The sequence below is a fragment of the Methylobacterium ajmalii genome (assembly GCF_016613415.1).
In the GTDB taxonomy this organism is placed as follows: Bacteria; Pseudomonadota; Alphaproteobacteria; order Rhizobiales; family Beijerinckiaceae; genus Methylobacterium; species Methylobacterium ajmalii.
In genome coordinates this window covers 1-24297 of record NZ_JACWCT010000095.1, presented here as the reverse complement: position 1 = coordinate 24297, position 24297 = coordinate 1, and the positions used below count along the sequence as shown (strand labels likewise).

Annotated in this window: 26 protein-coding genes and 1 pseudogene; 9 read left to right on the top strand and 18 right to left on the bottom strand. The window is 73.1% G+C overall.

Features of this window, described 5'->3' with window-relative positions; translation table 11 throughout:
• Nucleotides 1–68: 68 nt before the first annotated feature.
• Both HPY23_RS18120 and HPY23_RS18115 read right to left on the bottom strand, forming a co-directional pair.
• Nucleotides 69–689: an exopolysaccharide biosynthesis protein gene (locus tag HPY23_RS18120; protein WP_091888645.1), complete on the bottom strand. Its 621-nt coding sequence runs from the start codon at nucleotides 687–689 to the stop codon at nucleotides 69–71.
• Between the two features lie 368 nt (nucleotides 690–1057).
• Entirely contained in the window at nucleotides 1058–1327 is a 270-nt protein-coding gene (locus HPY23_RS18115; protein ID WP_091888647.1) for an usg protein, read from the bottom strand.
• 348 nt (nucleotides 1328–1675) lie between these two features.
• Between HPY23_RS18115 and bcsS the strand changes: the two genes are divergently transcribed.
• Entirely contained in the window at nucleotides 1676–2458 is a 783-nt protein-coding gene (gene bcsS / locus HPY23_RS18110) for a cellulose biosynthesis protein BcsS (protein WP_091888649.1), read from the top strand.
• Here the strand turns inward: bcsS and HPY23_RS18105 are convergent.
• The gene (locus HPY23_RS18105; protein ID WP_175540018.1) at nucleotides 2381–4030 is read right to left on the bottom strand and encodes a cryptochrome/photolyase family protein; all 1650 of its coding nucleotides are present in this window, start codon (nucleotides 4028–4030) and stop codon (nucleotides 2381–2383) included. The two genes, bcsS and HPY23_RS18105, sit on opposite strands and share 78 nt — an antisense overlap.
• 120 nt (nucleotides 4031–4150) lie before the next feature.
• On the opposite strand from HPY23_RS18105, the gene HPY23_RS18100 reads away from it, so the two are divergent.
• Together HPY23_RS18100 and HPY23_RS18095 are read left to right on the top strand one after the other, a co-directional pair.
• A complete protein-coding gene (locus tag HPY23_RS18100) occupies nucleotides 4151–5017 on the top strand; it encodes a methionyl-tRNA formyltransferase (protein ID WP_091888654.1) in 867 nt (288 codons plus the stop codon).
• A 4-nt stretch (nucleotides 5018–5021) separates the two neighbouring features.
• Nucleotides 5022–5201, top strand: a complete 180-nt coding sequence (locus HPY23_RS18095; RefSeq protein ID WP_091888656.1) for a DUF2256 domain-containing protein — start codon at nucleotides 5022–5024, stop codon at nucleotides 5199–5201.
• A 6-nt stretch (nucleotides 5202–5207) separates the two neighbouring features.
• Here the strand turns inward: HPY23_RS18095 and HPY23_RS18090 are convergent, their stop codons facing one another.
• From HPY23_RS18090 to HPY23_RS18080, 3 genes are read right to left on the bottom strand one after another with little or no spacing between them, the layout of a single operon-like run.
• Nucleotides 5208–6032 (bottom strand): metal ABC transporter permease, encoded by an 825-nt coding sequence (locus tag HPY23_RS18090; protein WP_091888735.1) that lies wholly within the window; start codon nucleotides 6030–6032, stop codon nucleotides 5208–5210.
• 38 nt (nucleotides 6033–6070) lie between these two features.
• Nucleotides 6071–6928 carry a zinc ABC transporter ATP-binding protein AztA gene (aztA, locus tag HPY23_RS18085; protein ID WP_091888658.1) on the bottom strand — a complete coding sequence of 286 codons (858 nt, stop codon included), beginning with the start codon at nucleotides 6926–6928 and terminating at the stop codon, nucleotides 6071–6073.
• Nucleotides 6928–7089, bottom strand: a complete 162-nt coding sequence (locus HPY23_RS18080; protein WP_167543864.1) for a hypothetical protein — start codon at nucleotides 7087–7089, stop codon at nucleotides 6928–6930. The genes aztA and HPY23_RS18080 overlap by 1 nt, the downstream gene beginning before the upstream one ends.
• A gap of 211 nt (nucleotides 7090–7300) precedes the next feature.
• Here HPY23_RS18080 and HPY23_RS18075 point away from each other — a divergent pair, with 211 nt between their 5' ends.
• Both HPY23_RS18075 and HPY23_RS18070 read left to right on the top strand, forming a co-directional pair.
• Complete coding sequence (locus tag HPY23_RS18075) at nucleotides 7301–7810, top strand: Fur family transcriptional regulator (protein WP_091888737.1); 510 nt, start codon at nucleotides 7301–7303, stop codon at nucleotides 7808–7810.
• Nucleotides 7811–8046: 236 nt separating this feature from the next.
• A complete protein-coding gene (locus HPY23_RS18070; RefSeq protein ID WP_091888660.1) occupies nucleotides 8047–8499 on the top strand; it encodes a BLUF domain-containing protein in 453 nt (150 codons plus the stop codon).
• Nucleotides 8500–8602: 103 nt separating this feature from the next.
• Here the strand turns inward: HPY23_RS18070 and HPY23_RS18065 are convergent, their stop codons facing one another.
• Complete coding sequence (locus tag HPY23_RS18065) at nucleotides 8603–10288, bottom strand: SEL1-like repeat protein (RefSeq protein ID WP_200601746.1); 1686 nt, start codon at nucleotides 10286–10288, stop codon at nucleotides 8603–8605.
• A 695-nt stretch (nucleotides 10289–10983) separates the two neighbouring features.
• The gene (locus HPY23_RS18060) at nucleotides 10984–12480 is read right to left on the bottom strand and encodes an undecaprenyl-phosphate glucose phosphotransferase (RefSeq protein WP_200601745.1); all 1497 of its coding nucleotides are present in this window, start codon (nucleotides 12478–12480) and stop codon (nucleotides 10984–10986) included.
• A 262-nt stretch (nucleotides 12481–12742) separates the two neighbouring features.
• Here HPY23_RS18060 and HPY23_RS18055 point away from each other — a divergent pair, with 262 nt between their 5' ends.
• Nucleotides 12743–14047, top strand: a complete 1305-nt coding sequence (locus HPY23_RS18055; RefSeq protein WP_091888666.1) for an MFS transporter — start codon at nucleotides 12743–12745, stop codon at nucleotides 14045–14047.
• Between the two features lie 58 nt (nucleotides 14048–14105).
• On the opposite strand, the gene hmuQ is transcribed toward HPY23_RS18055, so the two are convergent.
• On the bottom strand, nucleotides 14106–14426 hold the full coding sequence (gene hmuQ / locus HPY23_RS18050) for a heme-degrading protein HmuQ (RefSeq protein WP_048425756.1): 321 nt from the start codon (nucleotides 14424–14426) through the stop codon (nucleotides 14106–14108).
• A gap of 504 nt (nucleotides 14427–14930) precedes the next feature.
• Here hmuQ and HPY23_RS18045 point away from each other — a divergent pair.
• Nucleotides 14931–15353, top strand: coding sequence for a helix-turn-helix domain-containing protein (locus tag HPY23_RS18045; RefSeq protein ID WP_060846563.1), 423 nt, complete (start codon nucleotides 14931–14933; stop codon nucleotides 15351–15353).
• 30 nt (nucleotides 15354–15383) lie between these two features.
• Here HPY23_RS18045 and HPY23_RS18040 read toward each other — a convergent pair whose 3' ends face one another.
• Nucleotides 15384–16721 (bottom strand): cobyrinic acid a,c-diamide synthase CobB, encoded by a 1338-nt coding sequence (locus HPY23_RS18040; protein ID WP_091888668.1) that lies wholly within the window; start codon nucleotides 16719–16721, stop codon nucleotides 15384–15386.
• 55 nt (nucleotides 16722–16776) lie between these two features.
• Here HPY23_RS18040 and HPY23_RS18035 point away from each other — a divergent pair, with 55 nt between their 5' ends.
• Nucleotides 16777–17880 (top strand): cobalt-precorrin-5B (C(1))-methyltransferase, encoded by a 1104-nt coding sequence (locus HPY23_RS18035; RefSeq protein ID WP_060846561.1) that lies wholly within the window; start codon nucleotides 16777–16779, stop codon nucleotides 17878–17880.
• A gap of 70 nt (nucleotides 17881–17950) precedes the next feature.
• Here the strand turns inward: HPY23_RS18035 and HPY23_RS18030 are convergent, their stop codons facing one another.
• The 4 genes from HPY23_RS18030 to cbiE form a co-directional block, all read right to left on the bottom strand.
• Nucleotides 17951–18484 (bottom strand): GNAT family N-acetyltransferase, encoded by a 534-nt coding sequence (locus HPY23_RS18030; RefSeq protein ID WP_175540020.1) that lies wholly within the window; start codon nucleotides 18482–18484, stop codon nucleotides 17951–17953.
• Between the two features lie 73 nt (nucleotides 18485–18557).
• Entirely contained in the window at nucleotides 18558–19346 is a 789-nt protein-coding gene (cobM, locus tag HPY23_RS18025; protein ID WP_091888671.1) for a precorrin-4 C(11)-methyltransferase, read from the bottom strand.
• Nucleotides 19343–19831 carry a cobalamin biosynthesis protein gene (locus tag HPY23_RS18020; RefSeq protein ID WP_082742449.1) on the bottom strand — a complete coding sequence of 163 codons (489 nt, stop codon included), beginning with the start codon at nucleotides 19829–19831 and terminating at the stop codon, nucleotides 19343–19345. Before HPY23_RS18020 ends, cobM begins: the two co-directional genes overlap by 4 nt.
• Complete coding sequence (gene cbiE, locus HPY23_RS18015) at nucleotides 19831–21075, bottom strand: precorrin-6y C5,15-methyltransferase (decarboxylating) subunit CbiE (RefSeq protein ID WP_091888673.1); 1245 nt, start codon at nucleotides 21073–21075, stop codon at nucleotides 19831–19833. The genes HPY23_RS18020 and cbiE overlap by 1 nt, the downstream gene beginning before the upstream one ends.
• Between cbiE and HPY23_RS18010 the strand changes: the two genes are divergently transcribed.
• A complete protein-coding gene (locus HPY23_RS18010) occupies nucleotides 21074–21829 on the top strand; it encodes a cobalt-precorrin-6A reductase (protein WP_091888675.1) in 756 nt (251 codons plus the stop codon). The two genes, cbiE and HPY23_RS18010, sit on opposite strands and share 2 nt — an antisense overlap.
• Here HPY23_RS18010 and cobJ read toward each other — a convergent pair.
• The 4 genes and pseudogenes from cobJ to HPY23_RS17990 form a co-directional block, all read right to left on the bottom strand.
• Nucleotides 21802–22557 (bottom strand): precorrin-3B C(17)-methyltransferase, encoded by a 756-nt coding sequence (gene cobJ, locus HPY23_RS18005; RefSeq protein ID WP_091888677.1) that lies wholly within the window; start codon nucleotides 22555–22557, stop codon nucleotides 21802–21804. The two genes, HPY23_RS18010 and cobJ, sit on opposite strands and share 28 nt — an antisense overlap.
• Entirely contained in the window at nucleotides 22554–23345 is a 792-nt protein-coding gene (locus HPY23_RS18000; protein ID WP_060846556.1) for a precorrin-2 C(20)-methyltransferase, read from the bottom strand. Before HPY23_RS18000 ends, cobJ begins: the two co-directional genes overlap by 4 nt.
• The gene (locus tag HPY23_RS17995; RefSeq protein ID WP_060846555.1) at nucleotides 23345–23977 is read right to left on the bottom strand and encodes a precorrin-8X methylmutase; all 633 of its coding nucleotides are present in this window, start codon (nucleotides 23975–23977) and stop codon (nucleotides 23345–23347) included. Before HPY23_RS17995 ends, HPY23_RS18000 begins: the two co-directional genes overlap by 1 nt.
• Nucleotides 23974–24297 (bottom strand): annotated as a pseudogene (locus HPY23_RS17990) (nitrite reductase); the annotation flags it as partial. The gene HPY23_RS17995 and the pseudogene HPY23_RS17990, both read right to left, overlap by 4 nt.

Genomic DNA, 24297 nt, shown 5'->3' with positions numbered 1-24297 from the left:
CCGCCCTCGGCGCGGGTCCCGGCATGGATCGCGCCGGGCACCGTCCCTCACTTGGATGTGAGAGGACCTCACGCCGCCGCGGCCGCCCCGAGGTTGAGGAGGCCCACCACGGCGGTGAAGACCGCGTAGACGAAGCCGAGGTTGAGCAGCACGCCGAGCACGCCGATGCCGAGGCCGGCCGCCACCACGACGCCGTCGCGCTCGACGAGGCCGAGGCCGACCAGCGTGACCGCCAGCCCGAGCGGGATCTGGCCGACCAGAGGCGCGGCGACGATCAGTACCAGCGACAGGGCGAGGATCAGCACGCCCATGGTGCGCATGCCGATGTCGTTCTCGAACACCCGCAGCCGCGGCCGCGACCAGCGCTCGAGCCGGCGCAGCAGCGGCACCGCGCGGGAGACCGCCCGTTGCAGGTCGGAGCGGGCGATCGAGCGGCCGAGGAGCGAGCGCGGCAGCCACGGCGCCGACATGCCGGCGGCGATCTGCGCCGCCACGAGGGCGAGGAGCAGGCCGCAGATCAGCGGGATCGGCGGCGGCATCGGCAGGCAGTTGGGCAGGCCGAGCAGCACGACGAGGAGCGCGAAGGCCCGGTCGCGCAGGACCGCCACGATCTCGCCGACGGTCAGCCGCTCGGTGTCCTGGGCGGCGAGGACCGTCAGGATCTCGGAGGTGCGGGCGGATTGCGTCACGGGGCTCTGGTCGTCCGGTGCCGGGGAGGCGCTCCCGGGGGAAATCGCGGCCTCCTCGATCGAGGGCGCGACGCTCGCCGGCGGAGTCGCTGCGGCCCTGGCCGGGGTCGCGCGGCCCCCTCTAGCCCACTCCGCCGCGCGGGCCAACCCGCGTGCGTGGGAGGCCGTGGCCCGGTCCGGATGGGCCGGACCGGCGGCAAGGGGCGCGAGCCGCCGTCGAAGCGGGCCGGCGGCGGAGAGGAGGCGCCTGTGCATGGTTCACCGACGTGAGCGCCGCGCCCGTGAGGGTGCGGCCGTAGCGGGTCTCACACACGGCCAAGGCGGCAATCGTAGGGCAGGGGCCGAAAATTCTTCGGCCCGTCCCGGGCTCAATGCAGCGTCAGCACGCCGTTCACGGCGCGGAATTCCGCCGGCTTGATCAGCCGGGAATGCGCCACCCGGACCGAGTGCAGGGGACCGTCGAGCTCGCGCTTCCAGAACTCGAGGAAGCCGGTGAGGACGGGGAAGCGCGGCGCGAGGTCGTATTCCTGCCAGATGAAGGTCTGGAGGACGCCGGGGTGATCGGGGATGCGGTAGAGGATGTGGGCCGTGGTCAGGCCGTAACCCTCGATCTGCTGCTTGAACTCCTTCGAGACCATGGAACCTCCTCGTGTGTCGAAGATCCTTCTCGGGATGCGAAGCGCTTTGCCGGCCAAGCGTCCGATGGTGCGGTTAATCGATGGTTAAGCTCAAGCGGAAATGACCGCTAAACCGTTGTTTTTTCAAGCATTGGCAGCCGAACTCGACGAGTGCTGACAGTTCCTCGGCCGTCCCGTGGGGCACGGCTCGGGCGATAGGCCTGCGATCCCCCAAGCAGGCCTGCATCCCGGATGTCGAGGATGGACGAGAGGTGGTCGGCGCTTGCCTGTGCGGCGGCGAGCATTCGTGGTTGACGCTGAGTTCGATGGAAAAGATATTTCCATCTTCGCAACGATCGCCCGGTCGCCGTGCCATTTCCCTCGGCTCGCCCCGCCCTGATCTACACGGCGGCGTGCCTCGGCTGCGCCGGCGGGGTGCGTGCGGACGAACGGGACGAGGTCCGGACGGTGTTGTTCGGCAGCCTGGATGCCGGTCGCTCCACATTCGTCAGTGCCGGCGCCAAGTACGCCCCCGACGGCGTGGACCGGGACGGCGTCGTCGCCCTGGCGACCCTCGGCTACGGGACGCGGACCGAACGCGACTGGTGGGGCGATCCGCGCGCCGCCGCGGGCGGGCGCCCGCCCCGGGTCTCTCGCCACACCGTCCTGGCCGGCGCCGTGGCCGGCCGGCAATGGATGCACGATTGGGGCGTCGTCGCGGTGTTCGCCGGGCCGGAACTCGCCTTCGAGGTGCTGGACAGTCCCGGGACGAAGCGGCTGCCGGCGCCGCGGCTCGGGGCCAGGGTCCAGGCGGAGCTGTGGGCCCGGCCGAGCGAGGCGACCCTCGTCACGGCCACGTTCATCGCCGGCACCGCCCGCGGCAGCGCCTGGGGCCGGGTGTCCTGGGGAATGCAGGTCGTTGCCTTGCAGGGGGCGGGCCTCGGCGCGGCCTATCTCAGGCCGGAGGCCGCACTCTACGCCGACCTTGCCGGCTACCGGAAATGGAGCCTCGGCCTGCACGCCACCGACGTCGTGCTGCCCGCCGCGCTCCCGGCCGACCTGCGCCTGCGGGTCTCAGCCGGCTGGGTCTACGAGGAACAGATCCGGCGCCCGGGCGTCTACGGCACGCTGACCGCCTGGCTCCCCCTCTGAAGCGCTCAAGCCGTCGAGGAAACGGGCCGAATCCGCCACAACCTCGGACCGGCGCGCCGGCGCCATCTTGGCGAGCGTCCGGTAGGGCATGGCCATGCGCGGGTTGCGGCCCAGCCGCTCCTCGTGGGTGATCAGGAAGTTCCAGTACAGGTAGTTGAACGGGCAGGCCGTCTCGCCGCTCTTCGCCTTCACGTCGTAGGTGCAGGACCGGCAGTAATCCGACATCCGGTCGATATAGGCCCCCGAGGCGGCGTAGGGCTTGGAGCCGAGGAGCCCGCCATCGGCCCAGAGCGCCATCCCGTGGACGTTGGGAAGCTCCACCCACTCGTAGGCGTCGGCATAGACCACCAGGAACCATTCCTCGACCTGGCGCGGCGCAATTCCGGCGAGCAGCGCGAAGTTGCCGAGCACCATCAGCCGCTGGATGTGGTGGGCGTGGGCATGGGCTTTGGTGTCGCGCACGCACTCGGCGAGGCAGGCCATAGCGGTCTCGCCCGACCAGTAGAACCACGGCAGGTCGCGGGTCGCCTCCAGCGCGTTGGTCTCGGGATAGTCCGGCATCCGGGCCCAGTAGAGCCCGCGCACGTATTCGCGCCAGCCGAGGATCTGGCGGATGAAGCCCTCGACCGCGTTGAGCGGCGCCGCGCCGTCGCGCCACCGGTCTTCCGCCGCGCGGCAGACCTCCTCGGCGTCGAGGAGGCCGAGGTTGAGCGCGGGCGCGATCAGCCCGTGATAGAGGAACGGCGTGCCCGAACGCATGGCGTCCTGGTAGTCGCCGAACTCCGGCAGGCAGTCGTCGAGGAAGTGCCGCAGGGCCGCGAGCGCTTCGGTGCGGGTCACCGGCCATTCGAAGCCGTCGAGGTCGCCGAAATGGTCGGGAAAGCGGCGGGCGACGAGGGCCATCACCTCCCGGGTGACGGCGTCGGGCGCGAAACGGCGGCGCTCCGGCACGGCGTGGCCGGCGGGCAGGCGGCGGCGGTTGTCGTGGTCGAAGTTCCACTGGCCGCCGACCGGGTCGCGTCCCTCCATCAGGAAGCCGGTACGCTTGCGCATGGCGCGGTAGAACGTCTCCATCCGCAGGGCCTCGCGCCCCTCCGCCCAGCGGGCGAAGACCGGGCGCGGGCACAGGAAGCGGGTATCGTCGCGGATCTCGACGGGCAGGCCGAACGTCTCCTCCCAGTCGCGCATCATCGCCTCGACCCGCCATTCGCCGGCCTCGGTGACGACGATCCGGTCGGGCGTGTGGCGAGCGAGCGCGCGGGCGACCTCGCCGGTGAACGAGCCGGTGTTGTCCGGGTCCTCCAGCTCCACGTAATCGACCCGGATGCCGCGCTCGCGCAGCTCGGCCGCGAAATGGCGCATGGCCGAGAACACCAGCACCAGCTTCTGCTTGTGGTGGCGCACGTAGGTCGCCTCGTCCATGACCTCGACCATCAGCACCGTATCGGCGTCGGGATCGAGGTCGGTGAGGGTGGCGAGCCGGGGATGGAGCTGGTCGCCGAGGACGAGGCGCAGGTGGCGCACGGGAGATCGGCGGCGGCGGGCCGCACCGTGAATCGTCTCGCGCGCCATTGCGGCTCCCTTCCGCCTGCCCATAACGCTAGCTAGGGCGTTCGGGGGCGCCGGGGCCGGGCCGAACTGACGCAGGGAGCGGCGGGCGGCGCGGGCCTGCGGATCGGAAGGAGCCGTGACGTGAAATTCGCCTTCGCGGGCATCGATTTCCTCGGCGGGGTGTTCGAGGCCCTGGTCGCGTCGGGCTGGCAGCCGATCAAGCTGTTCACCCGCCCCTGCGACGGGATCTACGACCAGAACGACGCGGTGGTGGCCCTGGCGCGGCGCCACCGGGTGCCAATGCAGCTCTCCCGCCTGCGGGTGTCGGACATCGAGGCGCTGTCGGCCGAGCACGGCCGCGACTGGGCGCTGGTGGTGGCGGGCTACCCCTGGCTGATCACCGGCTGGCCGGGCCGGGTGCGCTACGCCCTCAACTTCCATCCCTCGCCGCTGCCGGACGGGCGCGGGCCCTACCCGCTGTTTCGCGCCATCCTGGATTCCTACGAGAGCTGGGGCGTCACCGTCCACGTGCTGGCCGAGGACGGGTTCGACACCGGCGACATCCTGGCCCAGGATCTCTTCCCGATCTCGGGCGCCGAGACACACGAGACCCTGCTCGCCCGCTGCCAGATGGCGGCGGTGCGGCTCGCCCGCGGGCCGATCGCCCGCGACCTGCCCGCCCTGTGGCGCCGGGCCGAGCCCCAGGGCGACGGCGCCTACTGGCCGCGGGTGAGCGACCTCGACCGCACCCTCGACTTCCGCCAGCCGGTCGAGGCGATCCTGCGCCGCGTCCGGGCCTTCGGCGCCATCGAGACCCTGGCGCGGATCAACGACGGCCGGGTCTTCGTCCAGGAGGCCCAGGGCTGGACCGAGGCCCACCGCCACGCCCCCGGCACGGTGGTGCATTCCTACCGCCGCCAGATCCTGGTGGCGGCCCGCGACGGCTACGTGCAGATCACCCGCTGGAGCGCGATTCCGCTGGCCGATGCCGGCAAGACCGGGCGCTGAACCGATGCCGAAGATGCGCCGCAAGGGCGACCTGCCGCAGAAGGTCTGCGTCCGATGCGGCCGGCCCTTCGCCTGGCGCAAGAAGTGGGAGCGGGTCTGGGACGAGGTCCGCTACTGCTCCGACGCCTGCCGGCGCGCCGCCCACCGGGGCGAGCCGGCGAAGGCGCCGCAAGGCGACCGGTAGCGCCGCTCACGCCTCCAGGTGGCGGGCCGGGATCAGCCGCCAGACGAGGCCGCCGCGGGGCCCGAGCAGCATCGAGGCGAGATAGAGCGCGCCGGCCGCGAGCACGATCGCCGGACCGGTCGGCAGGCTGGCGTAGTAGGAAACCAGGAGCCCCGCGACGCTCGCCATCAGCGCCAGGACCACCGAGGCCGGCAGGAGGCCGCTGAGGTCGACGGCCCAGAACCGGGCGGTGATCGCCGGCAGCAGCATCAGCCCGACGGCGAGCAGCGTGCCGAGCGCCGCGAAGCCGCCGACGAGGTTGAGCACCACGAGCGCCAGGAAGGCGTAGTGCACCGGCCCGCTCGCCCGGCCGACCGAGCGCAGGAAGAGCGGATCGACGCATTCCATCACCAGCGGCCGGTAGGCGACCGCGAGGCCGATGAGCGTCACCGTGGAGATGCCGCCGAGCAGCACCAGCGCATCGTCGTCGAGCGCCAGCACCGTGCCGAACAGGATGTGCAGGAGGTCGATCGACGAGCCGCGGGCCGAGATCAGCAGTACGCCGCCAGCCAGCGAGATCAGGTAGAAGGCCGCGAGGCTGGCATCCTCGCGCAGAACCGTCGAGCGGGCGACGAGGCCCGAGAGCATCGCCACCGCGAGGCCGGCGACGAGGCCGCCGAGGGTCATGGCGGGCAAGGACAGCCCGGCCCACAGGAAGCCGACCGCCGCGCCCGGCAGGATGGCGTGGCTCATGGCCTCGCTCATCAGGCTCATGCGCCGCAGGGTGAGGAAGACCCCGACCGGGGCGGCCCCCACCGACAGGGCGACGCAGCCCGCGAGCGCCCGGCGCATGAAGGCGAACTCGACGAAGGGCGCGGTCAGGAGGTCGATCACGCGGCGTGCCCGTGGTTGTGGCGGCCGTGAGGGCCGTTGTCGTGGGATGCGTGATCGTGGGATCCGTGGTCTTGCGGCCCGTGGGCATGGGGCTGCGCCGGAGCGCGGCAGACCGGCGCCTCCTCGTCCCAGGCCTCGCAGAGCCGGCGAGCCCGCCGCAGGTTCTCGGGCGTGAGCGCGGTGGCGGTGGCGCCCCAGGCCACCGCCTCGCGGGCGAGCAGCAGCGTCTCGGGGAAGTGGCGGGCGACTTGGTCGAGGTCGTGCAGCACCGCCACCACGGTGCGGCCCTCGCCGTGCCAGCCGTGGACCAGGGCGAGCAATTCGTCGGTGGTGCGGGCGTCGATCGCCGCGAAGGGCTCGTCGAGCAGGATCACCCGGGCGTCCTGGAGCAGGACCCGGGCAAAGAGCGCCCGGCGCAGCTGGCCGCCCGACAGGGTGCCGATCGGCCGGCGCTCGAAGCCGGTGAGACCGACCGCCGCCAGCGCCGCCTCGACGGCGCCGCGATGCCGCCCGAGCGAGCGCCACGGCCCGACCCGGCGCCACAGCCCCATCGCCACGAGGTCGAAGACGCTGATCGGGAAGGCGCGGTCGATCTCGGCCGCCTGCGGCAGATAGGCGATGTCCTGGCGGGACAGGCCCGAACGGACGACCTCGCCCTCGAGCGGGCCGATCTCGCCCATGATGCCCTTGAGCAGGGTCGACTTGCCGGCGCCGTTCGGCCCGACCACCGCCGTGAGCGAACCGGGGCGGAACGTGCCGTCGAGGTGGTGGACCGCCGGATGTCGGGCATAGCCGAGGGTGAGGCCGCGGAAGGCGAGGGCGCCGCCGGGCGCGGGGCGGGGGAGGGGCGCCATCACGCCGTCGCCCAGCCGATCAGGCCCCAGACCGCGAGGGCCGGCAGGGTTGCCAGGGCGAGGCGCGGCCCGAGTCCCTGCCGCAGCAGGGAGAACGGCGCCGGCAGGCGGCGCGGGACGGCAGTGTCGGCCGGCGCGGCGGGGCCATGATCGTGCGGCATCGGCGATTCGTCGCTTCGGGTCCGGGGCGCGCCCTCGGCGGGCGTCGTCGCGGACCCCATATGGGGGACGGCCGGGTGCCGCCCAAGCGCCGAGCGTTACACTGTAACAGGCAGGGCCTGTCAACCGCCGCCGGGTTGCGGTAGGCCAGCCGCACGCGGCGGCTCGGGGGCGGGGAACGCGGCGGGGAAGCGCATGGAGGCGGGGAAGCGCATGGACGAGCACGAAACCTGCGGGCATCACGGCCACGCGCACGACGCTCACGGCCCGGCCCGCACGGCCGACCTCGTGGCCCGGGCCGAGCGGCTGGCGCAGGACCTCGGCCTGCAATTCACCGCCCTGCGCCGGCGCACCCTGGAGGTCGTCGCCGAGGAGGGCCGGCCGCTCGGCGCCTACGACATCGCCGAGCGCCTGAGCGTCCCGGGCAAGCGCGTCGCCGCGGTCTCGGTCTACCGTGCCCTCGACTTCCTCACCGAGCACGGCCTCGTCCACCGCATCGCCAGCCGCAACGCCTTCGTGCCCTGCGAGCACGGCCACGGCGCCGGCGAGAGCGCGGTCTTCCTGATCTGCCGCAGCTGCGGCAGCGTCGACGAGACGATCTCGGCCGAGATCGAGCGCAGCCTCGACCGCACGCTGGCCGAGGCCGGGTTCAAGCCGGCGAGCCGGATCGTCGAGATCGAGGGCGAGTGCGGGGCATGCCAGGGGCGGTCGGAGGCCGGGTAATCCGGCACCTCATCCCCAGTTCTCGCGCTGTTTGCTCCATGTTAAGTTCGCCCAATCGACTTCGTTCGTCGATCGGCAGGAACCGTTAATGCTGTCGAACGACTTCCTGTCGTCACTCGATCGTCCCGCCCCATGTTCCCACTCATGCCGGACGCGCACATCGTGACCGGCCCGCGATGACGGCCCCGGACGCTCACCCGAGCGCTCCGCCCTCGGGCCGGTGGAGTGAAGCGTCGATGATCCATCAGCTCGTCTATTACAGCCACAACACCGTGCCGGGCGGCGACCGCGCCATGCTGACCAACATGCGCGAGATCCTCTCGGTGTCCCAGCGCAACAATGCCCGCGACGCGATCACGGGCTTCCTGATCTTCGACACCCAGTGGTTCGTGCAGATCCTGGAGGGCGAGCGCGGCAAGGTGACGGAGACCTACAACCGCATCGCCCGCGACCCGCGCCACGCGAGCGCGACGATCCTCAACGTCCGCGACGTCCCCGCCCGGCTCTTCCCGAACTGGACCATGGGCGGCGCGATGCGCACACCCGACGTCCAGGAGATCTATCTCGCCCACGGTTTCGGCGGCCCGATCGACCCGACCCGGCTCAAGTCGGAGCAGGTCGTCGCCCTCGCCCTCGACCTCCAGGCCTTCGAGGAGAGCCGCCGCCAAGGCCGACGTCTGGTGAGCTGACGCCCAGGCGGGACCCGCCGCGGTGGCGGGATCCCGGCCGCTCGACGGGCGGAACCGGCTCCAGGAGACCGGCCGGCCGCGGGGAGCCGCGGGCCGTCCGGCTTCACCTGTGCCGCGACCGCGGCCCCGCGCCGCCCTTCCGGACGACCTTGCCCGGTGCCGTCCGCTTCCCGGGCATGGCTTTCATCGCCCTGCTCGCGTGGGTGAGGAAGGCGAGCGCGGTCGGGTTGCGGGCTTGCGCGGCCGAGAGGATCAGCGTGCGCGCCGCCGGCACGTCCTCGGTGCCGCCCCGTCCGGTGAGGAGGTTGTAGCCGAGCTGGAACTGCGATTCCGAGAAGGCCAGCGGATTGAGGTCGGACCGGTGATCGATTGACTGGCGGAACCAGTAGCTGGCCTCGACGTAGTCCGGCGCGCCGTCCCAGCCCTGCGTCAACGCCATGCCGAGGTTGTTGTAGGCCACCGCCGCTCCTGCGGCCGCGGCCTGCCGCAGGAGATTGACCGCGCGGGCCCCGCTTCCGCCGGGACGCCGGTACTCCATCAGGGCGAGGTCGTTGAGGGCCTGGGGTAGGCCCTGCTCCGCCGCCTGCTGCAGGAGCTTCAGGCCTCGGACCTTGTCCTGTGCGACGCCGCGCCCCTTGAAGTACAGGTTCGCGAGGTTGAGTTGCGCAGTCCTGTCGTTCTGATCGACCGCGGCCTGATACCACCGCACCGCCTGCTTCAGGTCGACCGGAACGCCGCGCCCGTTGGCGTAGGCGTAGCCGAGATTGTTCATCGCGGCCGACGCGCCGTGCTCGGCGCCCTGCCGGTACCACTCGAAAGCGCGGGCGTAATCGCGCGGCACGCCCTGGGCGTGGTCGTACTGCATGCCGATCGCCGTATAGGCTTCGGCCACGCCCTTCTCGCGCGCGCGATCGTACCAGCGACGGGCCTCGGCATGATCGACCGGCACGCCCTCGCCGTCGTCGTAGGCCTGCCCGATCTGCTTCATGGCGCGGCCGTCACCCGCATCGGCCGCGCGACGGAACCAGACGAGCGCCCGGGCATAGTCGCGCATGACGCCATGGCCTTCCTGGAACCGGATGCCGAGCCCACGAGCCGCGTCGACCGAGCCGTCATCGGCCAGTCGCTCCAGAAGGACGATTCCTGCGTCGCTTCGCGTCGGTGTCTCGTCGAGGAAGGAATTGGCCAAGTTTTGTCGCGCCTTCAGGCTTCCGAGCGCGCTCGCCCGAGCGAGCCAGCGCCGCTGCCCGTCGATATCCTTCTCGCCTCCGTCACCTAAGCGCATCATGGCGGCGAGCTCCTGCATCGCCCGCATGTCTCCGCGCTCCGCAGCCAGGAGGTAGAGACGCCGCGCGGCCGGGAGATCCTGCGGCAGCCCGGTACCGTGATCCAGGAGCCGGCCGTAAACGTAGGCCGCCGTTCTGCTTCCGGCCGCGACGGCGCCTTCGAGGAGCGGGCGCAGCCCCGCGCTATCGAGTTTGCTCTCGATACCGTCGGGTACGCGGCTGGCGCGAATCTCGGCGAGGTCGGCGGCGGCGGCCTGATTGCCGGCGGCGAGGGCATCGCGGAGCAGGGCCTCGCCCCGCGCCGCATCGCCGCCGCTCGACGGAGCGACCCGGAGCAGCAGGCTGCCAAGGACCCGCTTGAGTTCGGGACTTCCCGTGCGGGCGACGCCCTCGCTCGCGATCGAAATCGCATCGGCTTCGTCCTTCGGCCATGCCGGCGCGAAGGTCCCTTCCGCCCGCCCGAGGGCGATCTCCCGGTAGCCGCCGGCATAGCCGTGCTCCATTGCGCGGGCGAGCGGCGCCCGGGCCTCGGCGGGCCGCCCGAGCGCCAGGAGGGCGAGGCCGATCCGATGAGGGAAGCGTGCCGTGTCCGGTTCCTCCCGGGCGGCGGCCTCGCAGGCCCGCACGGCCGCGGCGAGCGCGTCGGGCCGCCGCTCCGTCACGCCTTCGAGGAGGGTTCGGTCCGGCGTGGCGACGTCGATCTCCGATGGGAGGCCGGCGACCTGATCGCAGGCCTCGCCGAGGGATGGGGCGGCCGGGGCCGACGCCGAGTCGGCGGGCGCGGGACTCGGCGGGAGATTTCGCGCCGGACTTGGCGCCGGACTTGGCGCGGCGCTCGGCTCGGAACTCGGCGCGGGCGACGGGTCGGCCCATGCGGGTGATGCGAGCAGGGCGACGGCAACGAAAGCTGCGGTGGTTCTCACGACCATGGATCACCTCGTCAGACCACCTCGTCGGCCGGACTGGCGGTACGAATCTCACGAGCTGACCCCATGAAGAGAGGGGCAGGCGCGGCCGGCGATCGGCCCCTTTCGTCGGGCGAGGGCGAGACTAATCGAGGGCCTTTCCCCGTCGCGACATCCCACTCCACTCGGCAGGGTTCGTGATCGTCCATCGCGAACCGTCGTTCCTCCGGCCTGGAGGCATTTTACCCAACGTAAAACACGGTGCGATGATATCCAGCCTGAGGGCCGAGATTTCAATACGCGTTCCGGAACGCGCTCCGCGCCACCACGGTCATCACCAGGATCCGCAGGTCGAACCACAGCGACCAGTTGTCGATGTAGAACAGGTCGTGCTCGACGCGCCGCTGCATGTCGGTGTCGGTCAGGGTCTCGCCTCGCAGGCCGTTGACCTGGGCCCAGCCGGTGATGCCGGGCCGCACGTTGTGGCGGCGGGCGTAGAGGGCGATGCGGCGCTCGAAGCTGCGGTCGTGGGCGACCGCGTGGGGGCGGGGCCCGACGAGCGACATGTCGCCCCGGATCACGTTGAGGAGCTGGGGCAGTTCGTCGAGGTTGGTGCGGCGCAGGATGCGGCCGATCCGGGTGATGCGGTCGTCGTCCCGGGTCGCCTGCCGGAAGGCGCTGCCGGCATCGGTCCGCATGCTGCGGAACTTGAACACCCAGAACGCCTCCTGGTTGAAGCCGTAGCGCTTCTGGCGGAACAGGCTCGGGCCGCGGCTGTCGAGGCGGATCAGGATCGCGATCAGCAGGAGCAGCGGGGAGAGCGCCACCAGGGCGAGCGAGCCCACCACGACGTCGAAGGTGCGCTTGGCGGCGATCTCGACCGGGGAGAGCGGCGCGCGGCCGACATTGATGCCGGTGAGGAGGCCGACCCGGCCGACCCGGACGTCGCTGAAGCGGTCCATCACCCGGCCCGGCCGCAGGTGCAGGGCGACCGGGACCCGCAAAAAGGCGTCGACGCAGGCCTCGAGATCCTCGACCTCGGCCCAGGGCACGAGCACGAACACGTCGTCGGGCCGCAGGAAGCGCACCACCGAGACGCTGAGGTCGAGATCCTCCGCGAGCTGGGTCCGGCGCGCCTCCTGGTCGCCGCCCTCGGGGGCGTTGCGCAGGGTGCTGACGCCGATCACCCGCAGGCCGAGCGCCGCGGTGTCGTGGGTGGCGTAGAAGCTCGCGACGTCCTCCTCGTAGCCGATCAGGTGGATGCGGCGGGCCGAATCGGAGCGCGGCGTGATCAGCCGGCGCACCAGCCCGACGGTGACGAGGCGGGTGGCGACGAGGGCCGGCAGGCCGGTGAGGAAGGTGGCGAGCGCCGCCGCGCGGGAATGGTCGCCGGTGGTCTTGCTGAGGAAGCCGAGGACCAGCACCACCGCCCAGGCGGCGAGCCACAGGCTCACGACCCGGCGGAAATGCGGGGCGCGGGCGAGGTAGTTCTCGATGCTGTACTCGCCGCGCGCGACGTTCGGCAGCACCACGAACAGGCCGAGGAACAGCCCGACGGCGAGCGACGGGCCGAGCTCGGGCTGCCGCTCGTAGGTGACGAGATGGTAGGTTATCTCGCAGGCGAGCCCGGTGATGGCCACGGCGGCGAACTCGGCCAGCGCGGCGGCGGCGGCGATCGCGAGGCGCAGGGCGGCCCGTCCGCGCCGGGGGAGGAGCGCGTTCCAGACCGCGCGCGCCTCCGACGAGGCGAGGTTGGCGCCGCCGTCCTCCGGGAACCGTTCGTGTCGCATGGCGAGATGACCCGTGACCGCGTCTGTGCCGCCTCGGAACGGGCCGGGTGGGAGCGTGCCGTTATCGCACATTCCCTATCCCGTCACCGGCGGTTGCAGAAAGCGTGAGCAAGCCCGGGACCGCGGGCATTCCAGACCTGCGGCCCGCGACGGGACGGGGGCGCCGGGCGGGTGTATGGGACGCTCGGCCGTAACCCCTGGTTCGACAGGCGGCGCGGCGGGAGGCGGCCGGCTCGATGGCCGCCCGGGGAGGCGTCAGGCGATGGATGCGACGGCGAGCGGCGCGCGGGTGAATGCGACGGGGGAGAATGCGGCGATCGAGGCCGTCGCGGCGCCGGTGACCGGGCCGCCGCAGGCCGCGCCGGCGACGGCCATCGTCGCTCCGGCCGCGACCGGGCCGGCGGCCCTGGTGCTCGGGGGCCTGAGCCTGTCGCACCTCCTCAACGACATGATCCAGTCGCTGCTGCCGGCGATCTACCCGCTCCTGAAGCAGAGCTACGCGCTCGACTTCGCCCAGATCGGCGTGCTCACCCTGGCGTTCCAGCTCACCGCCTCACTGCTGCAACCGGTGGTCGGCCTCGTCACCGACAAGCGGCCGATGCCGTTCTCCCTCGCCGCCGGCATGCTGCTGTCGCTCTGCGGCCTGCTGCTCCTGTCCCATGCCGGGACCTACGGGCTCCTGATCCTGGCCGCCTGCTGCGTCGGCCTCGGCTCGGCGATCTTCCACCCGGAGGCGTCGCGGGTCGCCCGCCTCGCCTCCGGCGGGCGCTACGGCCTGGCCCAGTCGGTGTTCCAGGTCGGCGGCAATGCCGGCTCGGCCCTCGGGCCGCTGCTCGCGGCCTTCATCGTCGTACCCCTCGGGCAGGCCAGCGTCGCGCTGTTCGCGGTCGCGGCGCTGGCCGGCTTCGTGGTGCTGTCCCTCGTCGGGCGCTGGTACCGCGAGCGGCTGCGCACCGGGGCGGCGCGCCCGCGCAAGGCCGGCGCCGGCGGGCGCGACCTGCCGCGAGGCAAGGTCGTCGCCACTATCGCGGTCCTGCTGGTGCTGATCTTCTCCAAGTACTTCTACATGGCGAGCCTGAGCTCGTACTTCACCTTCTACCTGATCCACCGCTTCGGCGTGTCGGTGCAGGAATCGCAGCTCTACCTGTTCGTGTTCCTCGGTGCGGTCGCGGCCGGCACGGTGGCGGGCGGCCCGATCGGCGACCGGTTCGGCCGCAAGGTGGTGATCTGGGGCTCGATCCTCGGCGTGCTGCCCTTCACCCTGGCGCTGCCGCACGCCAACCTGTTCTGGACCGTGGCGCTCACGGTGCCGATCGGCCTGATCCTGGCCTCGGCGATGCCGGCGATCCTGGTCTACGCCCAGGAGCTGCTGCCCGGGCGCGTCGGCCTGGTCGGCGGGCTGTTCTTCGGTTTCGCCTTCGGCATGGGGGGCCTCGGCGCTGCGGTGCTGGGGGAGGTCGCCGACCGCACCAGCATCGAGTTCGTGTACGGACTCTGCGCCTTCCTGCCGGCGGTCGGGCTGCTCGCGGCGTTCCTGCCGCGGCTCGAGGCGCCCCGCGCCGCCTGACGACGCGGGCGGGGCTCGGGGCCCCGCCCGTCGGATCCCCGCTCCGGACGGTTCCGGCTCAGTCGTTGCGGGCGACGGTCTGGATCGTCTCGAAGCCCTCGAATTGCGGGTGGCCGAGATAGAGCGGCTTCGTCCCCGGGGCGCGGCTATGGGCCTTGCGGAACTGCTCGGAGCGGGTCCAGGCCTCGAAATCCGCCTTCGAGGACCAGATCGTGTGCGAGGCGTAGAGGATGTGGTCCTCGGCCTCCGGCCCGCGCAGCAGGTGGAACTCGACGAAGCCCGGCATCTCGCCGAGGTGGCTGTCGCGCCCCAGCCAGACCTGCTCGAAGTCCTGCGCGGCGTCCTTGTAGACCTTGAACCGGTTCATGGCGATGAACATGGCGGGCATCCTTCCGGGCTTCCTCGGGCTCGGCCGTTGAGATGGGGGCCCCGTCGCTATCGGCAAGGTGACCGGCAAGGTGACCCGCTCGGGCCTGCCCCGGAACCTCCGGCACGCGACCTCCGGTTAGGTGGGATCTCAGTAATTTTTTTAACCTCTGTTCCCTTGGGGAATTCACTCGGAGCGTGTAGACGTGCGTTGGGTTGCATGTCAGACCCAGGCCCGCTTCCTCGACCGTGACCGAAGCGGCCTAGGCAGACGGAATGACTGGTCATCGGCCCGCCGGACGCGCCACAAGTGGCGGATCGTCCGGCGCGAGCCCGGAAGGCATTGAAGGGCGGACCGGAGGCGAGGCGTCTTCGCCGCCGGCCCGAGTGGAAGCCGCGAGGCCGCCGGTGCGTCACCGCCCCGGTTGTCCTTGCGGGCAAGGACGACGCGGGACGGCGGCAGCCCGGGGATCGGGCCGGAGCCTCCGACAGGCCAGAACGAAGACGTTGAGGACCGATGCCCAAGCAAACCACTGAGGTCGATCGGCTCGTCGGAGTCCGCATCACGGCCCTGCGCAAGGCCAAGGGACTGAGCCAGACGGCCCTCGGCAACGCCGTCGGCGTCACCTTCCAGCAGGTGCAGAAATACGAGAAGGGCCAGAACCGCGTCGGCGCCGGCCGCCTGCGCGAGATCGCCCGTCTGCTCGAGGTCCCGGTCTCGGCCTTCTTCGAGGACCAGGCCGGCGGTGACGGCAGCGACGACAACGTCTTCGGCTTCCTGAGCGCCCAGGGCGCGATCGAACTCCTGCGCGCCTACGTGCAGATCGAGGACGAGCAGCTGCGCCGCGAGGTGCTGGCGATCGTGCGCTCGGCCGCCCGCCTCGGCCGCTCGGCCGCCGCCGCCGCGAGCGTCGAGGCGACGGCCACCGCCGCCGAGTAGCCGGCCTCCGACACTCTCGTCCGGTCGCGGTCAGCGCAGCCCGACGAGGTGGAAGAAGCTGCCGCTGACCCGGCCGCGCCGGTGCCCGGCGAGCCCCAGGGGGCGCCCCTCCGCATCCGTGACCTCGGCCAGGGCCTCGTCGGTCCCCGGCGGCGGCGTGAGTTCGCTCGCGTAGTGGAATTCATGACCGACGAGGCCCTGGCCGGTCGTGCCGAGGGAGCCCGCTCCGAGGAGCGTGGCGATCCGGTAGCCGAGGTGCAGGCGCCGCCGCGCGTAGGACGTCGCCACCGGCAGGAGCCCGGCCATGCGGTGGGTCGTCCCCTCGGCATCCTCCAGGCTCTCGCCCAGCACCATGTAGCCGCCGCACTCGCCGTGGACCGGCCGCGTCCCGGCGAAGGTGTGCAGCCCGTCGAGGAAGCGGGACGCCGCGGCGATGCGCCCGGCATGCAATTCGGGGTAGCCCCCGGGCAGCCAGCAGGCGTCGCAGCCGGCCGGCGGCGCCTCGTCGGCGAGCGGCGAGAACGGCACGATCTCGGCCCCGGCCGCGCGCCAGCCGGCCTCCAGATGCGGGTAGACGAACGAGAACGCGGCGTCGCGCGCGACCGCGATGCGCTGCCCGGGCGGCGGCGGCAGGATGCCGGTCGCGGGGTCGGGCACCCGCCCGCCGGCGGCGGCCACCACCGCGTCGATGTCGATCGAGGCCTCGGCCAGCTCGGCCAGGCGGTCGAGGCGGGCCTCCAGATCCTCGGTCTCGCCGGCCTGGATCAGGCCGAGATGGCGCTCCGGCAGCACCAGGGACGCCTCCCGCGGCACGGCGCCGAGGACCCGAACGCCGATCCGGGCGAGGCCGACCTCGACGAGGCGGCGGTGGCGCGGGCTCGCGACCTTGTTGAGGATCACCCCGGCCAGATGCAGGCGCGGGTCGTAGGCCCGCACCCCGAGCGCCGTCGCGGCGGCCGATTGCGCCGCCCCCGAGACGTCGAGCACCAGCACCACCGGCCAGCCGTAGCGGGCCGCGATGTCGGCATTGGCGCCGCTGCGGCCCTCTTCCGCCACGACGCCGTCGAACAGCCCCATCGAGCCCTCGGCCAGGACCAGCTCGGCCGCCTCGCCGGCCCGGCCCGCCACCGCGTCGAGGAGGGCGCCGTCCATGGCGAAGCTGTCGAGGTTGTAGCTCGGTCGCCCCGTCGCGGCGGCGTGGAAGGCGGGGTCGATGTAGTCCGGCCCGCATTTCGCCCCGGCCACCGCCAGCCCGCGCCGGCGCAGGGCTCGCAGCAGGGCGAGGGTCACGGTGGTCTTGCCGGACCCGGAGCGGGCGGCGGCGACGAGAAGGCCACGGGCGGGGCGTACGGTCACGAAGGCGTCCATCTGTCGAGCGCGCGGCGCGCATTCACCGCGCCGCCGCGGGGTGATACCACGCCGCATGGATGCGACACGACCTCGGGAGACCCTGCGCCGCGGCTGGACCACGGGCGCCTGCGCGGCGGCCGCCGCCAAGGCGGCCTATGCCGGCCTCGTCACCGGCCTCGTCCCGGATCCGGTCGAGATCCCGCTGCCGAGCGGCGCCCGTCCGACCTTCGCCCTGGCACGGAGCGGGCTGGTCGATGGCGGGGCCTTCGCCGGCGTCGTGAAGGATGCCGGCGACGATCCCGACGTGACCCACGGGGTCCTGGTCCTGGCGACGGTCCGAAAGGGGCCGCCGGGCTCCGGCATCGCGTTCCGGGCCGGGCCCGGCGTCGGCACCGTGACCCGAGCCGGGCTGCCGCTGCCGGTCGGCGAGCCGGCGATCAACCCGGCCCCCCGCCGGATGATCGCCGCCGCGATCGCCGAGGCCGCCGCCGGCCTCGGCGGACCGCCCGACGTGGTGGTCGAGGTGTCGATCCCCGGCGGCGAGGCCCTGGCCCAGAAGACCCTCAACCCGCGGCTCGGCATCCTCGGCGGCCTGTCGGTGCTCGGCACGACCGGGGTGGTGGTGCCGTATTCCTGCGCCGCCTGGATCGATTCGATCCATCGCGGCGTCGACGTCGCCCGGGCCGGCGCCCTCGACCACGTCGCCGGCGCCACCGGCTCGACCTCGGAGGAGGCGGTGGCGCGCCTGCACGGCCTGCCCCCCCAGGCGCTGATCGACATGGGCGACTTCGCCGGCGGGATGCTGAAATACCTGCGCCGCCACCCGGTGCCGCGGGTCACGGTGGCGGGCGGCATCGCCAAGATGGCGAAACTCGGCCACGGCCTCCTCGACCTGCATTCGCGCTCCGGCCCGGTCGACCTCGCTTGGTTGTCGGAGCGGGTCGTCGAGGCCGGGGGCGCCCCCGACCTCGCCCGCCGGGCGGCAGGCGCCAACACCGCCCTCGAGGTGCTGCGGCTCGCGCAAGGCAGCGCCCTGCCGCTCGCCGACCTCGTCGCCCGCTACGCCTGGGCCACCGCCGCGCGGGCATTGGCAGGCTCGGGCAGCTCGCTCGAGGTGGTGGTGTTCGACCGGGAGGGCGGGCTGGTCGGGCGGGCGCCGTTCCATCCGGTGGGGTGAGGGGCGTCGCAGGCCAACTATTGGGACAGTCGGCGCCGAGTCCCAATCGAACCGATCGTCTCGGTGGGCGTCAGAGGCGATCGGCGAGGCGTTGCAGGCCGATTGCGGAGGCGGGATCGGGCCAATGATAGCGAAGCACCGGCCGGTCGCCACCGCCGGGAACGGAGTGCCGGCTTCGCTCGACGATGACACCTCCGCGCCGCTCGTAGAAGCGACGGGCCGGCTCGTTCTGCTCGAAGCACCACAGGGTGATCCCCGAATCGGGGTAGCCTTGCAGGGACCAGTCGGCCGCGGCTCCGAGCAGATCCGTCCCCAAGCCTCGCCCCTTCGCCGTGGGGAGGACATGGAGATTGTCGATCAGCGTTCCCCAGCGCTCGTCCTCTGCCCCGACCGCGCAGACGAAGCCGACCGGCCCGTCGACGTCCTCGGCGATGAGGGCGGTCACGTGCGGCTGGTGCGGCCCGAGGCGGCCGGTCCATGCTTCCAGCCGCTCCTCCTCGATCGGACCGGAAAGAAAGTCCGGATCGAGGATCCCGCGATACGCGGCCCTCCAACTCGCCGTGTGGATCCGGGCGAGCACGGCTACATCGGCGTCGGTGGCCATTCTCATCCGCATGAATGAACTCCACCGACGGCGTGCAAAACCCGCAACGGCCGGGAACCGTCGCGAAACCGGGTCAAGCCGACCGAGGGCCGGTGGGTACCGTCACGGCGCCGCCCGTCCTGAACCGCCGGTCGTAATCCACCGCATAGAGCGCGCTCTCGCGGAACTCCGTCGCCCCGAGCGCCGGGCCGACCAGGATCAGCGCCGTGCGCTCCAGTCCCGCCGCCGCGACCTGATCGGCGATGGTGGACAGGGTGCCGCGCAAGACCCGCTCGTCCGGCCAGGTGGCGCGGAAGACCACGGCGGCCGGGCAGTCCGGCCCGTAATGCGGGATCAGCTCGGCCGCGACCGTCGCGACGACGTGGATGGAGAGGTGGATCGCCAGCGTCGCCCGGGTCGCCGCGAAGGCGGCGAGGCGTTCCGTGTCGGGCATCGCCGAGGCGCGGCCGCTGGTGCGGGTGAGCACCACCGATTGGGCCAGTTCCGGCACCGTCAGCTCGCGGCCGAGCACCGAGGCGGCGGCGGCGAAGGAGGGGACGCCGGGAGTGAGGTCGTAGGGGATGCCGAGCCGGTCGAGGCGGCGGGTCTGCTCGGCCACCGCGCTCCAGATTGAGAGGTCGCCGGAATGCAGCCGCGCCACCTCGCGGCCGGACGCGTGCGCCGCCGCCATCTCGTCGATGATCGCGTCGAGCGACAGGGGGGCGGTGTCGACGATCCGCGCGCCGGGCGGACACCAGGACAGGATCTCCGGTGCCACCAGCGAGCCGGCATGCAGGCAGACAGGGCAGCGGGCGATGAGGTCGCGCCCGCGCACGGTGATGAGGTCGGCGGCCCCGGGGCCGGCGCCGATGAAGTGGATCATGACGAAAGGGCGTCTCCGCTGGCGGCGAGCGCGCAGGTGGCGCCCGCCGAGGCGATGCGGGGCAGGACGAGGCGGCCCTCGGGCCCGGCCGCCGCGAGGGCCGCGGCTTCGGCGAGCGAGCCGACGCCGCGCAGGGCCTCGATGCGGACCGAGCGGGTGACGACCCGCCGGCCGGCCTCGCGCAGGGCTTCGACCCCGATCGCGACGAGGGGCACGCCGAGGGTCTCGGCCGCGGCCCGGATCGCCGGATCGTCGGCCCGGTCCTCGGCGGTGGCCAGCGCCGCGAGGTGCGCCCCGGGGCGATCGGCCTGGCGCAGGCCCTCGGCCAGCAGGGACAGGATCTCGTCCGCCGTGGTGGCGTGGCGAAAGCCGATTCCCGCGACGAGGGCGCGCGGCGTCGCGGGAGCGGGCGTGCGGCCGGGGCCGTGCTGGATCGCGGGCGGCGGGGCCGAGCCCGGCACCCGGGCGTGCAGGATGGGGGCCATCACGGCTTTGCCAGCGCCCATTGCGTCACCGGCATCGCGGTGCGCCACCCGGTGAGGTGGCCGACCGGCTCGGCCCGGGCGATCGAGAGGCGCCGCAGGGTGCCGCCATGCTCGGCGTGGCAGCGCAGCAGCAGGGCCTCGCTCTCCAGCGTCACCGCGTTGGCGACGAGGCGCCCGCCGCGGGGCAGGGCGGCGAGCACCGCCGCGACCAGGGCCGGATCGGAGACGCCGCCGCCGATGAAGGCGGTGTCCGGCGCCGGCAGCCCGGCGAGGCTGTCCGGGGCGCGGCCGACCACGACCTGGAGGTCTGGCACGCCGAGGGCGCGCGCGTTGCGGCGGATGCGGCCGGCGCGCTCCTCGCGCGCCTCGATCGCGACGGCGCGGTTCGCCGGATGGCGCAGGCACCACTCGATGCCGATCGAGCCCGAGCCGGCGCCGACATCCCACAGCAGCTGGCCGGCGCGGGGGCGCAGGGCCGACAGGGTGACGGCGCGGATCTCCGCCTTGGTGAGCTGGCCGTCGCTCTCGAACCAGGCGTCGTCGAGGCCGGGGCTGAGCGGGATCACCCGGGCGTCCGGCTCGGCCACGACCTCGACCGCGATCGTGTTGAGCGGGTCGATCTCGTCCTGAGAGAACGTCGCCGCGAGGCCGGTGCGGCGGCGCTCCCGCGGCCCGCCCATCGCTTCGAGCACGGTGAGGCGCGAGCGGGCAAAGCCGCGCTCGCTCATCAGCGCCGCGAGTTTTTTCGGTGTGGAGCCGTCCCAGGACAGGACGAGGAGCCGGGCGCCGGGCTGGAGATGGGGGATCACCCGTTCCAGCGCCCGCCCGTGCAGGGTCAGGCAGGCCACCTCGGCGAGCGGCCAGCCGAGGCGGGCGGCGGCGAGGCTGAAGGCCGAGGGCTGGGGATAGGCGACGATCTCGCCGGCCGGCACCAATCGGGCGAGCTCGGCGCCGACGCCGTAATGGAACGGGTCGCCGGTGGCGAGCACGCAGGTCGGCTGCCCGCGCCGGGCGAGGATCGCCGGGTATGCGTCCGAGAGCGGGCTCGGCCAGGCCAGGGTCTCGGCGGAGAGCGGGCCGGCCAGTTCCAGGTGGCGTCGCCCGCCGATCACGAGCCCGGCGCCATCGAGGGCGGCGCTCGCGGCCGGCGACAGGCCGGCCCGCCCGTCCTCGCCGATGCCGACGACGGCGAGCCAGGGAGCGACGCTCGACACGGGGAGAACCTCAGGCGACAAGGCGGCCATGCGCATTCTCATCCTGGGCGGCACCACCGAGGCCGCCGCGCTGGTGCGGCGGCTCGCCGACCGGCCGGACCACGACGTCACCCTGTCGCTCGCCGGGCGCACCACGGCGCCCATCGCCCTGCCGGTGCGCACCCGCATCGGCGGATTCGGCGGAGCGGAAGGACTGGCGGCTCATCTCCGCGAGCACCGCATCGCGGCTTTGATCGATGCCACGCATCCCTTCGCCAGACTCATCTCGCGCAACGCCGCGGCGGCGAGCCGCGAGGCCGGCGTGCCGCTCCTCGCCGTGCGGCGCCCGGCCTGGGCCCGCGCGCCCGGCGACGACTGGCGCGAGGTCGATTCGGTGCCCGACGCCGTGCCGGCGCTCGGCGAGGTGCCGAAAAGGGTGTTCCTGACGGTCGGGCGCCTCGAACTCGCCGCCTTCGCGGCCGCCCCCCAGCACCGCTACCTCGTGCGCACCATCGAGCCTGTCGGCGACGCGCTGCCCGGGATCGACGTGACGGCGATCGAGGCCCGCGGGCCCTTCGGCGCCGAGGACGAGGCCGCCCTGATGCGCGCCCACGGCGTCGAAATCCTGGCGACCAAGAATTCCGGCGGGGCGGCGACCTACGGCAAGATCGCGGCGGCCCGCAGCCTCGGCCTGCCGGTGGTGATCGTGCGCCAGCCCGCGCTGCCGGAGGTGGCGCAGGTCTCGCGGATCGACGACGTGCTGGGCTGGCTCGACGTTCATCGGGCGACCGAGCGCGGGGTGTAGACGAAGGGCGCCGCGCCCTCCCGCGGGATCAGCCGGGTCGCGCTCGCGCCGATCATCACCAGCGTCGCCATGTCGGCGGAGGCCTCGCGGGCCTCGGCCAGCGTCAGGATCCGGATCGCCTCGTCCGGCCGGCCGACGGCGCGGGCGAAGATCACCGGGGTCTCGGGCGCGCGGTGCTCGGCGGCGAGCGCCAGCGCCGCGCCGAGCTGCCAGGGCCGGGCCCGGGAGATCGGGTTGTAGAGCGCGATCACCAGGTCGGCGGTCAGCACGGCTTCGAGCCGGGCGGTGATGACCTCCCAGGGCTTCAGGTTGTCGGACAGCGAGAGGGCGCAGAAATCGCCGCCGAGCGGCGCACCGATCCGCGCCGCCGCCGCCAGCATCGCGGTGATGCCGGGCTCGACCGTGATGGACAGCGCGCGCCAGGCCGGATCGCCCGCCTCCAGCGCCTCGAACAAAGCCGCCGCCATGGCGAAGACGCCCGGATCGCCCCCCGACACCACCGCGACCCGGCGGCCGGCGGCGGCGAGCTCGAGGGCGTGGCGGGCCCGGTCGACCTCGACCCGGTTGTCGCTGGCGTGGCGCGTCAGCCCCGGCCGCTCCGGCACCCGGGCGACGTAGGGAAAATAGCCGATGAGGTCCTGCGCCGCGTCGAGCGCCGCTTGCGCGGCGGGCGTGAGGTAGCGCGGATCGCCCGGCCCGAGGCCGATCACCGTGACGGAGCCGTTCACGGCCGGCGGCCCTCGCCCGGTACCAGCACCATCGAGAAGTAGGGCGCGGCGTCGTCCGGCTTCTGGCCGAGCGGCGTCACGCTCTCCCCCGCCATGGTGCCGCGCTCGACATAGACCGCGCGGTCGATCAGCCCGGCCTCGGCCAAAGCCGCGCGCACCTTGGGCAGATGGCGGCCGAGCTTCATCACCACGGCGGCGTCGGTGGTCTTCAGCCGCGCCACCAGCGTCGCGTGCGGCAGGGTGGCGGGGAGCACGGTCAGCACGTCGTCGCCCCAGGTGATCGGGGTGTTGGCCCGGGTCCAGCAGCCAGACATGCCGGTGACGCCCGGCACCACCTCGACCGGAAACCGGTCCTTCAGGCGGCGCCACAGATGCATGAACGAGCCGTAGAAGAAGGGATCGCCCTCCGACAGGATCGCCACGTCGCGGCCCGCCGCCAGCACCGCGGCGAGGTCGTCTGCCGCCTCGTCGTAGAACGCCGCGAGCGCCGCCACGTAGGCCGGATCCTCGGGGTGCAGTTCGGTGGTGTAGGGGTAGGGCAGCGGCCATTCGCGGGCCGCGTCGTGCACCACCGCGTCGGCGATGGTGCGGGCGTTGCCGCGCTTGCCCGCCTTGCAGAAATGCACGAGGTGGTGGGCGCGCTCCAGCACCCGCACCGCCCGCACGGTGAGGTAGTCCGGGTCGCCCGGCCCCATGCCGACGCCGTAGAGCGTGCCGGTGACGGCCGCGGGCGGGGCGGACGGGATCTCGGCCGGGTCGGCCTTGGGGAAATCGGACGGGCCGTCCATCACTCGACCTCGTTGGCGAGCGCGTTGACGGCCGCCGCCGCCATGGCGCTGCCGCCGCGCCGGCCGCGCACCACCAGGAAGGGCACGCGCCCGTCCGCGGCGAGCGCATCCTTCGATTCGGCGGCGCCGACGAAGCCGACCGGGATGCCGATCACCGCGGCGGGCGGCGCCACGCCCTCGTCCAGCATCTCGAGCAGGCGAAACAGCGCGGTCGGCGCGTTGCCGACGGCGACGATCGACCCGGCGAGCCGGTCGCGCCACAACTCCATCGCGGCGGCGCTCCGGGTGGTGTCGAGGGTCTTGGCGAGGTCCGGCACCCGCGGGTCGGACAGGGTGCAGATCACCTCGTTGCCGGCCGGCAGACGGGCCCGGGTGACGCCGTCGGCGACCATGCGGACGTCGCACAGGATCGGGGCGCCGCGGCGCAAAGCGCCCTCGGCGGCGTCGGCGAAATCCGGCGACAGATCGATGTCGGCCGGCAGGTCGGTCATGCCGCAGGCATGGATCATCCGCACCGCCACCCGCTCGGCGGCGCCGTGGAAGCGGCTGAGGTCGGATTCGGCGCGGATCATCGCGAAGGAGCGCGCGTAGATGGCGGCGCCGTCGCGGATGTAGTCGAGGCGCGGGGTCATGCGGGCTCCCGGAAGGCGTCTCTGAGGCCGGACTCGGCCTGTGGGCTGGACAATTCGCGAAGGCTCTCTAGCCGCTCCAGCACGGCACCGAAAGTCAGGACGCGATCGGGGTCGCTCCCGGCATGGCCGTCCAGCACCACCCCGTAGCGGCCGTCGGGCCGCCCGACCAGGGTCAGCGCCGCAGGGCCGGGATGGGCGCAGCCCTTCGGGCAGCCGGAGACGTGGGCGGTGGCGCCCTCCCGGGCGAGAGCCGCGAAGGCGGCGGCGAGGCGCGGCGCGTCGCCCTGCGCCGGGGTGCCGCCCGACGCGCAGGCCGGCGC

Coding starts and splice junctions, on each gene's coding strand:
- HPY23_RS18115 (WP_091888647.1), bottom strand. CDS start 1,327: ATGGTCTCGAAGGAGTTCAAGCAGCAGATCGAGGGTTACGGCCTGACC.
- HPY23_RS18105 (WP_175540018.1), bottom strand. CDS start 4,030: ATGGCGCGCGAGACGATTCACGGTGCGGCCCGCCGCCGCCGATCTCCC.
- HPY23_RS18095 (WP_091888656.1), top strand. CDS start 5,022: ATGCCGAAGATGCGCCGCAAGGGCGACCTGCCGCAGAAGGTCTGCGTC.
- HPY23_RS18090 (WP_091888735.1), bottom strand. CDS start 6,032: ATGCGCCGGGCGCTCGCGGGCTGCGTCGCCCTGTCGGTGGGGGCCGCC.
- aztA (WP_091888658.1), bottom strand. CDS start 6,928: ATGGCGCCCCTCCCCCGCCCCGCGCCCGGCGGCGCCCTCGCCTTCCGC.
- HPY23_RS18080 (WP_167543864.1), bottom strand. CDS start 7,089: ATGCCGCACGATCATGGCCCCGCCGCGCCGGCCGACACTGCCGTCCCG.
- HPY23_RS18075 (WP_091888737.1), top strand. CDS start 7,301: ATGGACGAGCACGAAACCTGCGGGCATCACGGCCACGCGCACGACGCT.
- HPY23_RS18070 (WP_091888660.1), top strand. CDS start 8,047: ATGATCCATCAGCTCGTCTATTACAGCCACAACACCGTGCCGGGCGGC.
- HPY23_RS18065 (WP_200601746.1), bottom strand. CDS start 10,288: ATGGAGCACGGCTATGCCGGCGGCTACCGGGAGATCGCCCTCGGGCGG.
- HPY23_RS18060 (WP_200601745.1), bottom strand. CDS start 12,480: ATGCGACACGAACGGTTCCCGGAGGACGGCGGCGCCAACCTCGCCTCG.
- HPY23_RS18055 (WP_091888666.1), top strand. CDS start 12,743: ATGGATGCGACGGCGAGCGGCGCGCGGGTGAATGCGACGGGGGAGAAT.
- hmuQ (WP_048425756.1), bottom strand. CDS start 14,426: ATGTTCATCGCCATGAACCGGTTCAAGGTCTACAAGGACGCCGCGCAG.
- HPY23_RS18045 (WP_060846563.1), top strand. CDS start 14,931: ATGCCCAAGCAAACCACTGAGGTCGATCGGCTCGTCGGAGTCCGCATC.
- HPY23_RS18040 (WP_091888668.1), bottom strand. CDS start 16,721: ATGGACGCCTTCGTGACCGTACGCCCCGCCCGTGGCCTTCTCGTCGCC.
- HPY23_RS18035 (WP_060846561.1), top strand. CDS start 16,777: ATGGATGCGACACGACCTCGGGAGACCCTGCGCCGCGGCTGGACCACG.
- HPY23_RS18030 (WP_175540020.1), bottom strand. CDS start 18,484: ATGGCCACCGACGCCGATGTAGCCGTGCTCGCCCGGATCCACACGGCG.
- cobM (WP_091888671.1), bottom strand. CDS start 19,346: ATGATCCACTTCATCGGCGCCGGCCCCGGGGCCGCCGACCTCATCACC.
- HPY23_RS18020 (WP_082742449.1), bottom strand. CDS start 19,831: ATGGCCCCCATCCTGCACGCCCGGGTGCCGGGCTCGGCCCCGCCGCCC.
- HPY23_RS18010 (WP_091888675.1), top strand. CDS start 21,074: ATGCGCATTCTCATCCTGGGCGGCACCACCGAGGCCGCCGCGCTGGTG.
- cbiE (WP_091888673.1), bottom strand. CDS start 21,075: ATGGCCGCCTTGTCGCCTGAGGTTCTCCCCGTGTCGAGCGTCGCTCCC.
- HPY23_RS18000 (WP_060846556.1), bottom strand. CDS start 23,345: ATGGACGGCCCGTCCGATTTCCCCAAGGCCGACCCGGCCGAGATCCCG.
- HPY23_RS17995 (WP_060846555.1), bottom strand. CDS start 23,977: ATGACCCCGCGCCTCGACTACATCCGCGACGGCGCCGCCATCTACGCG.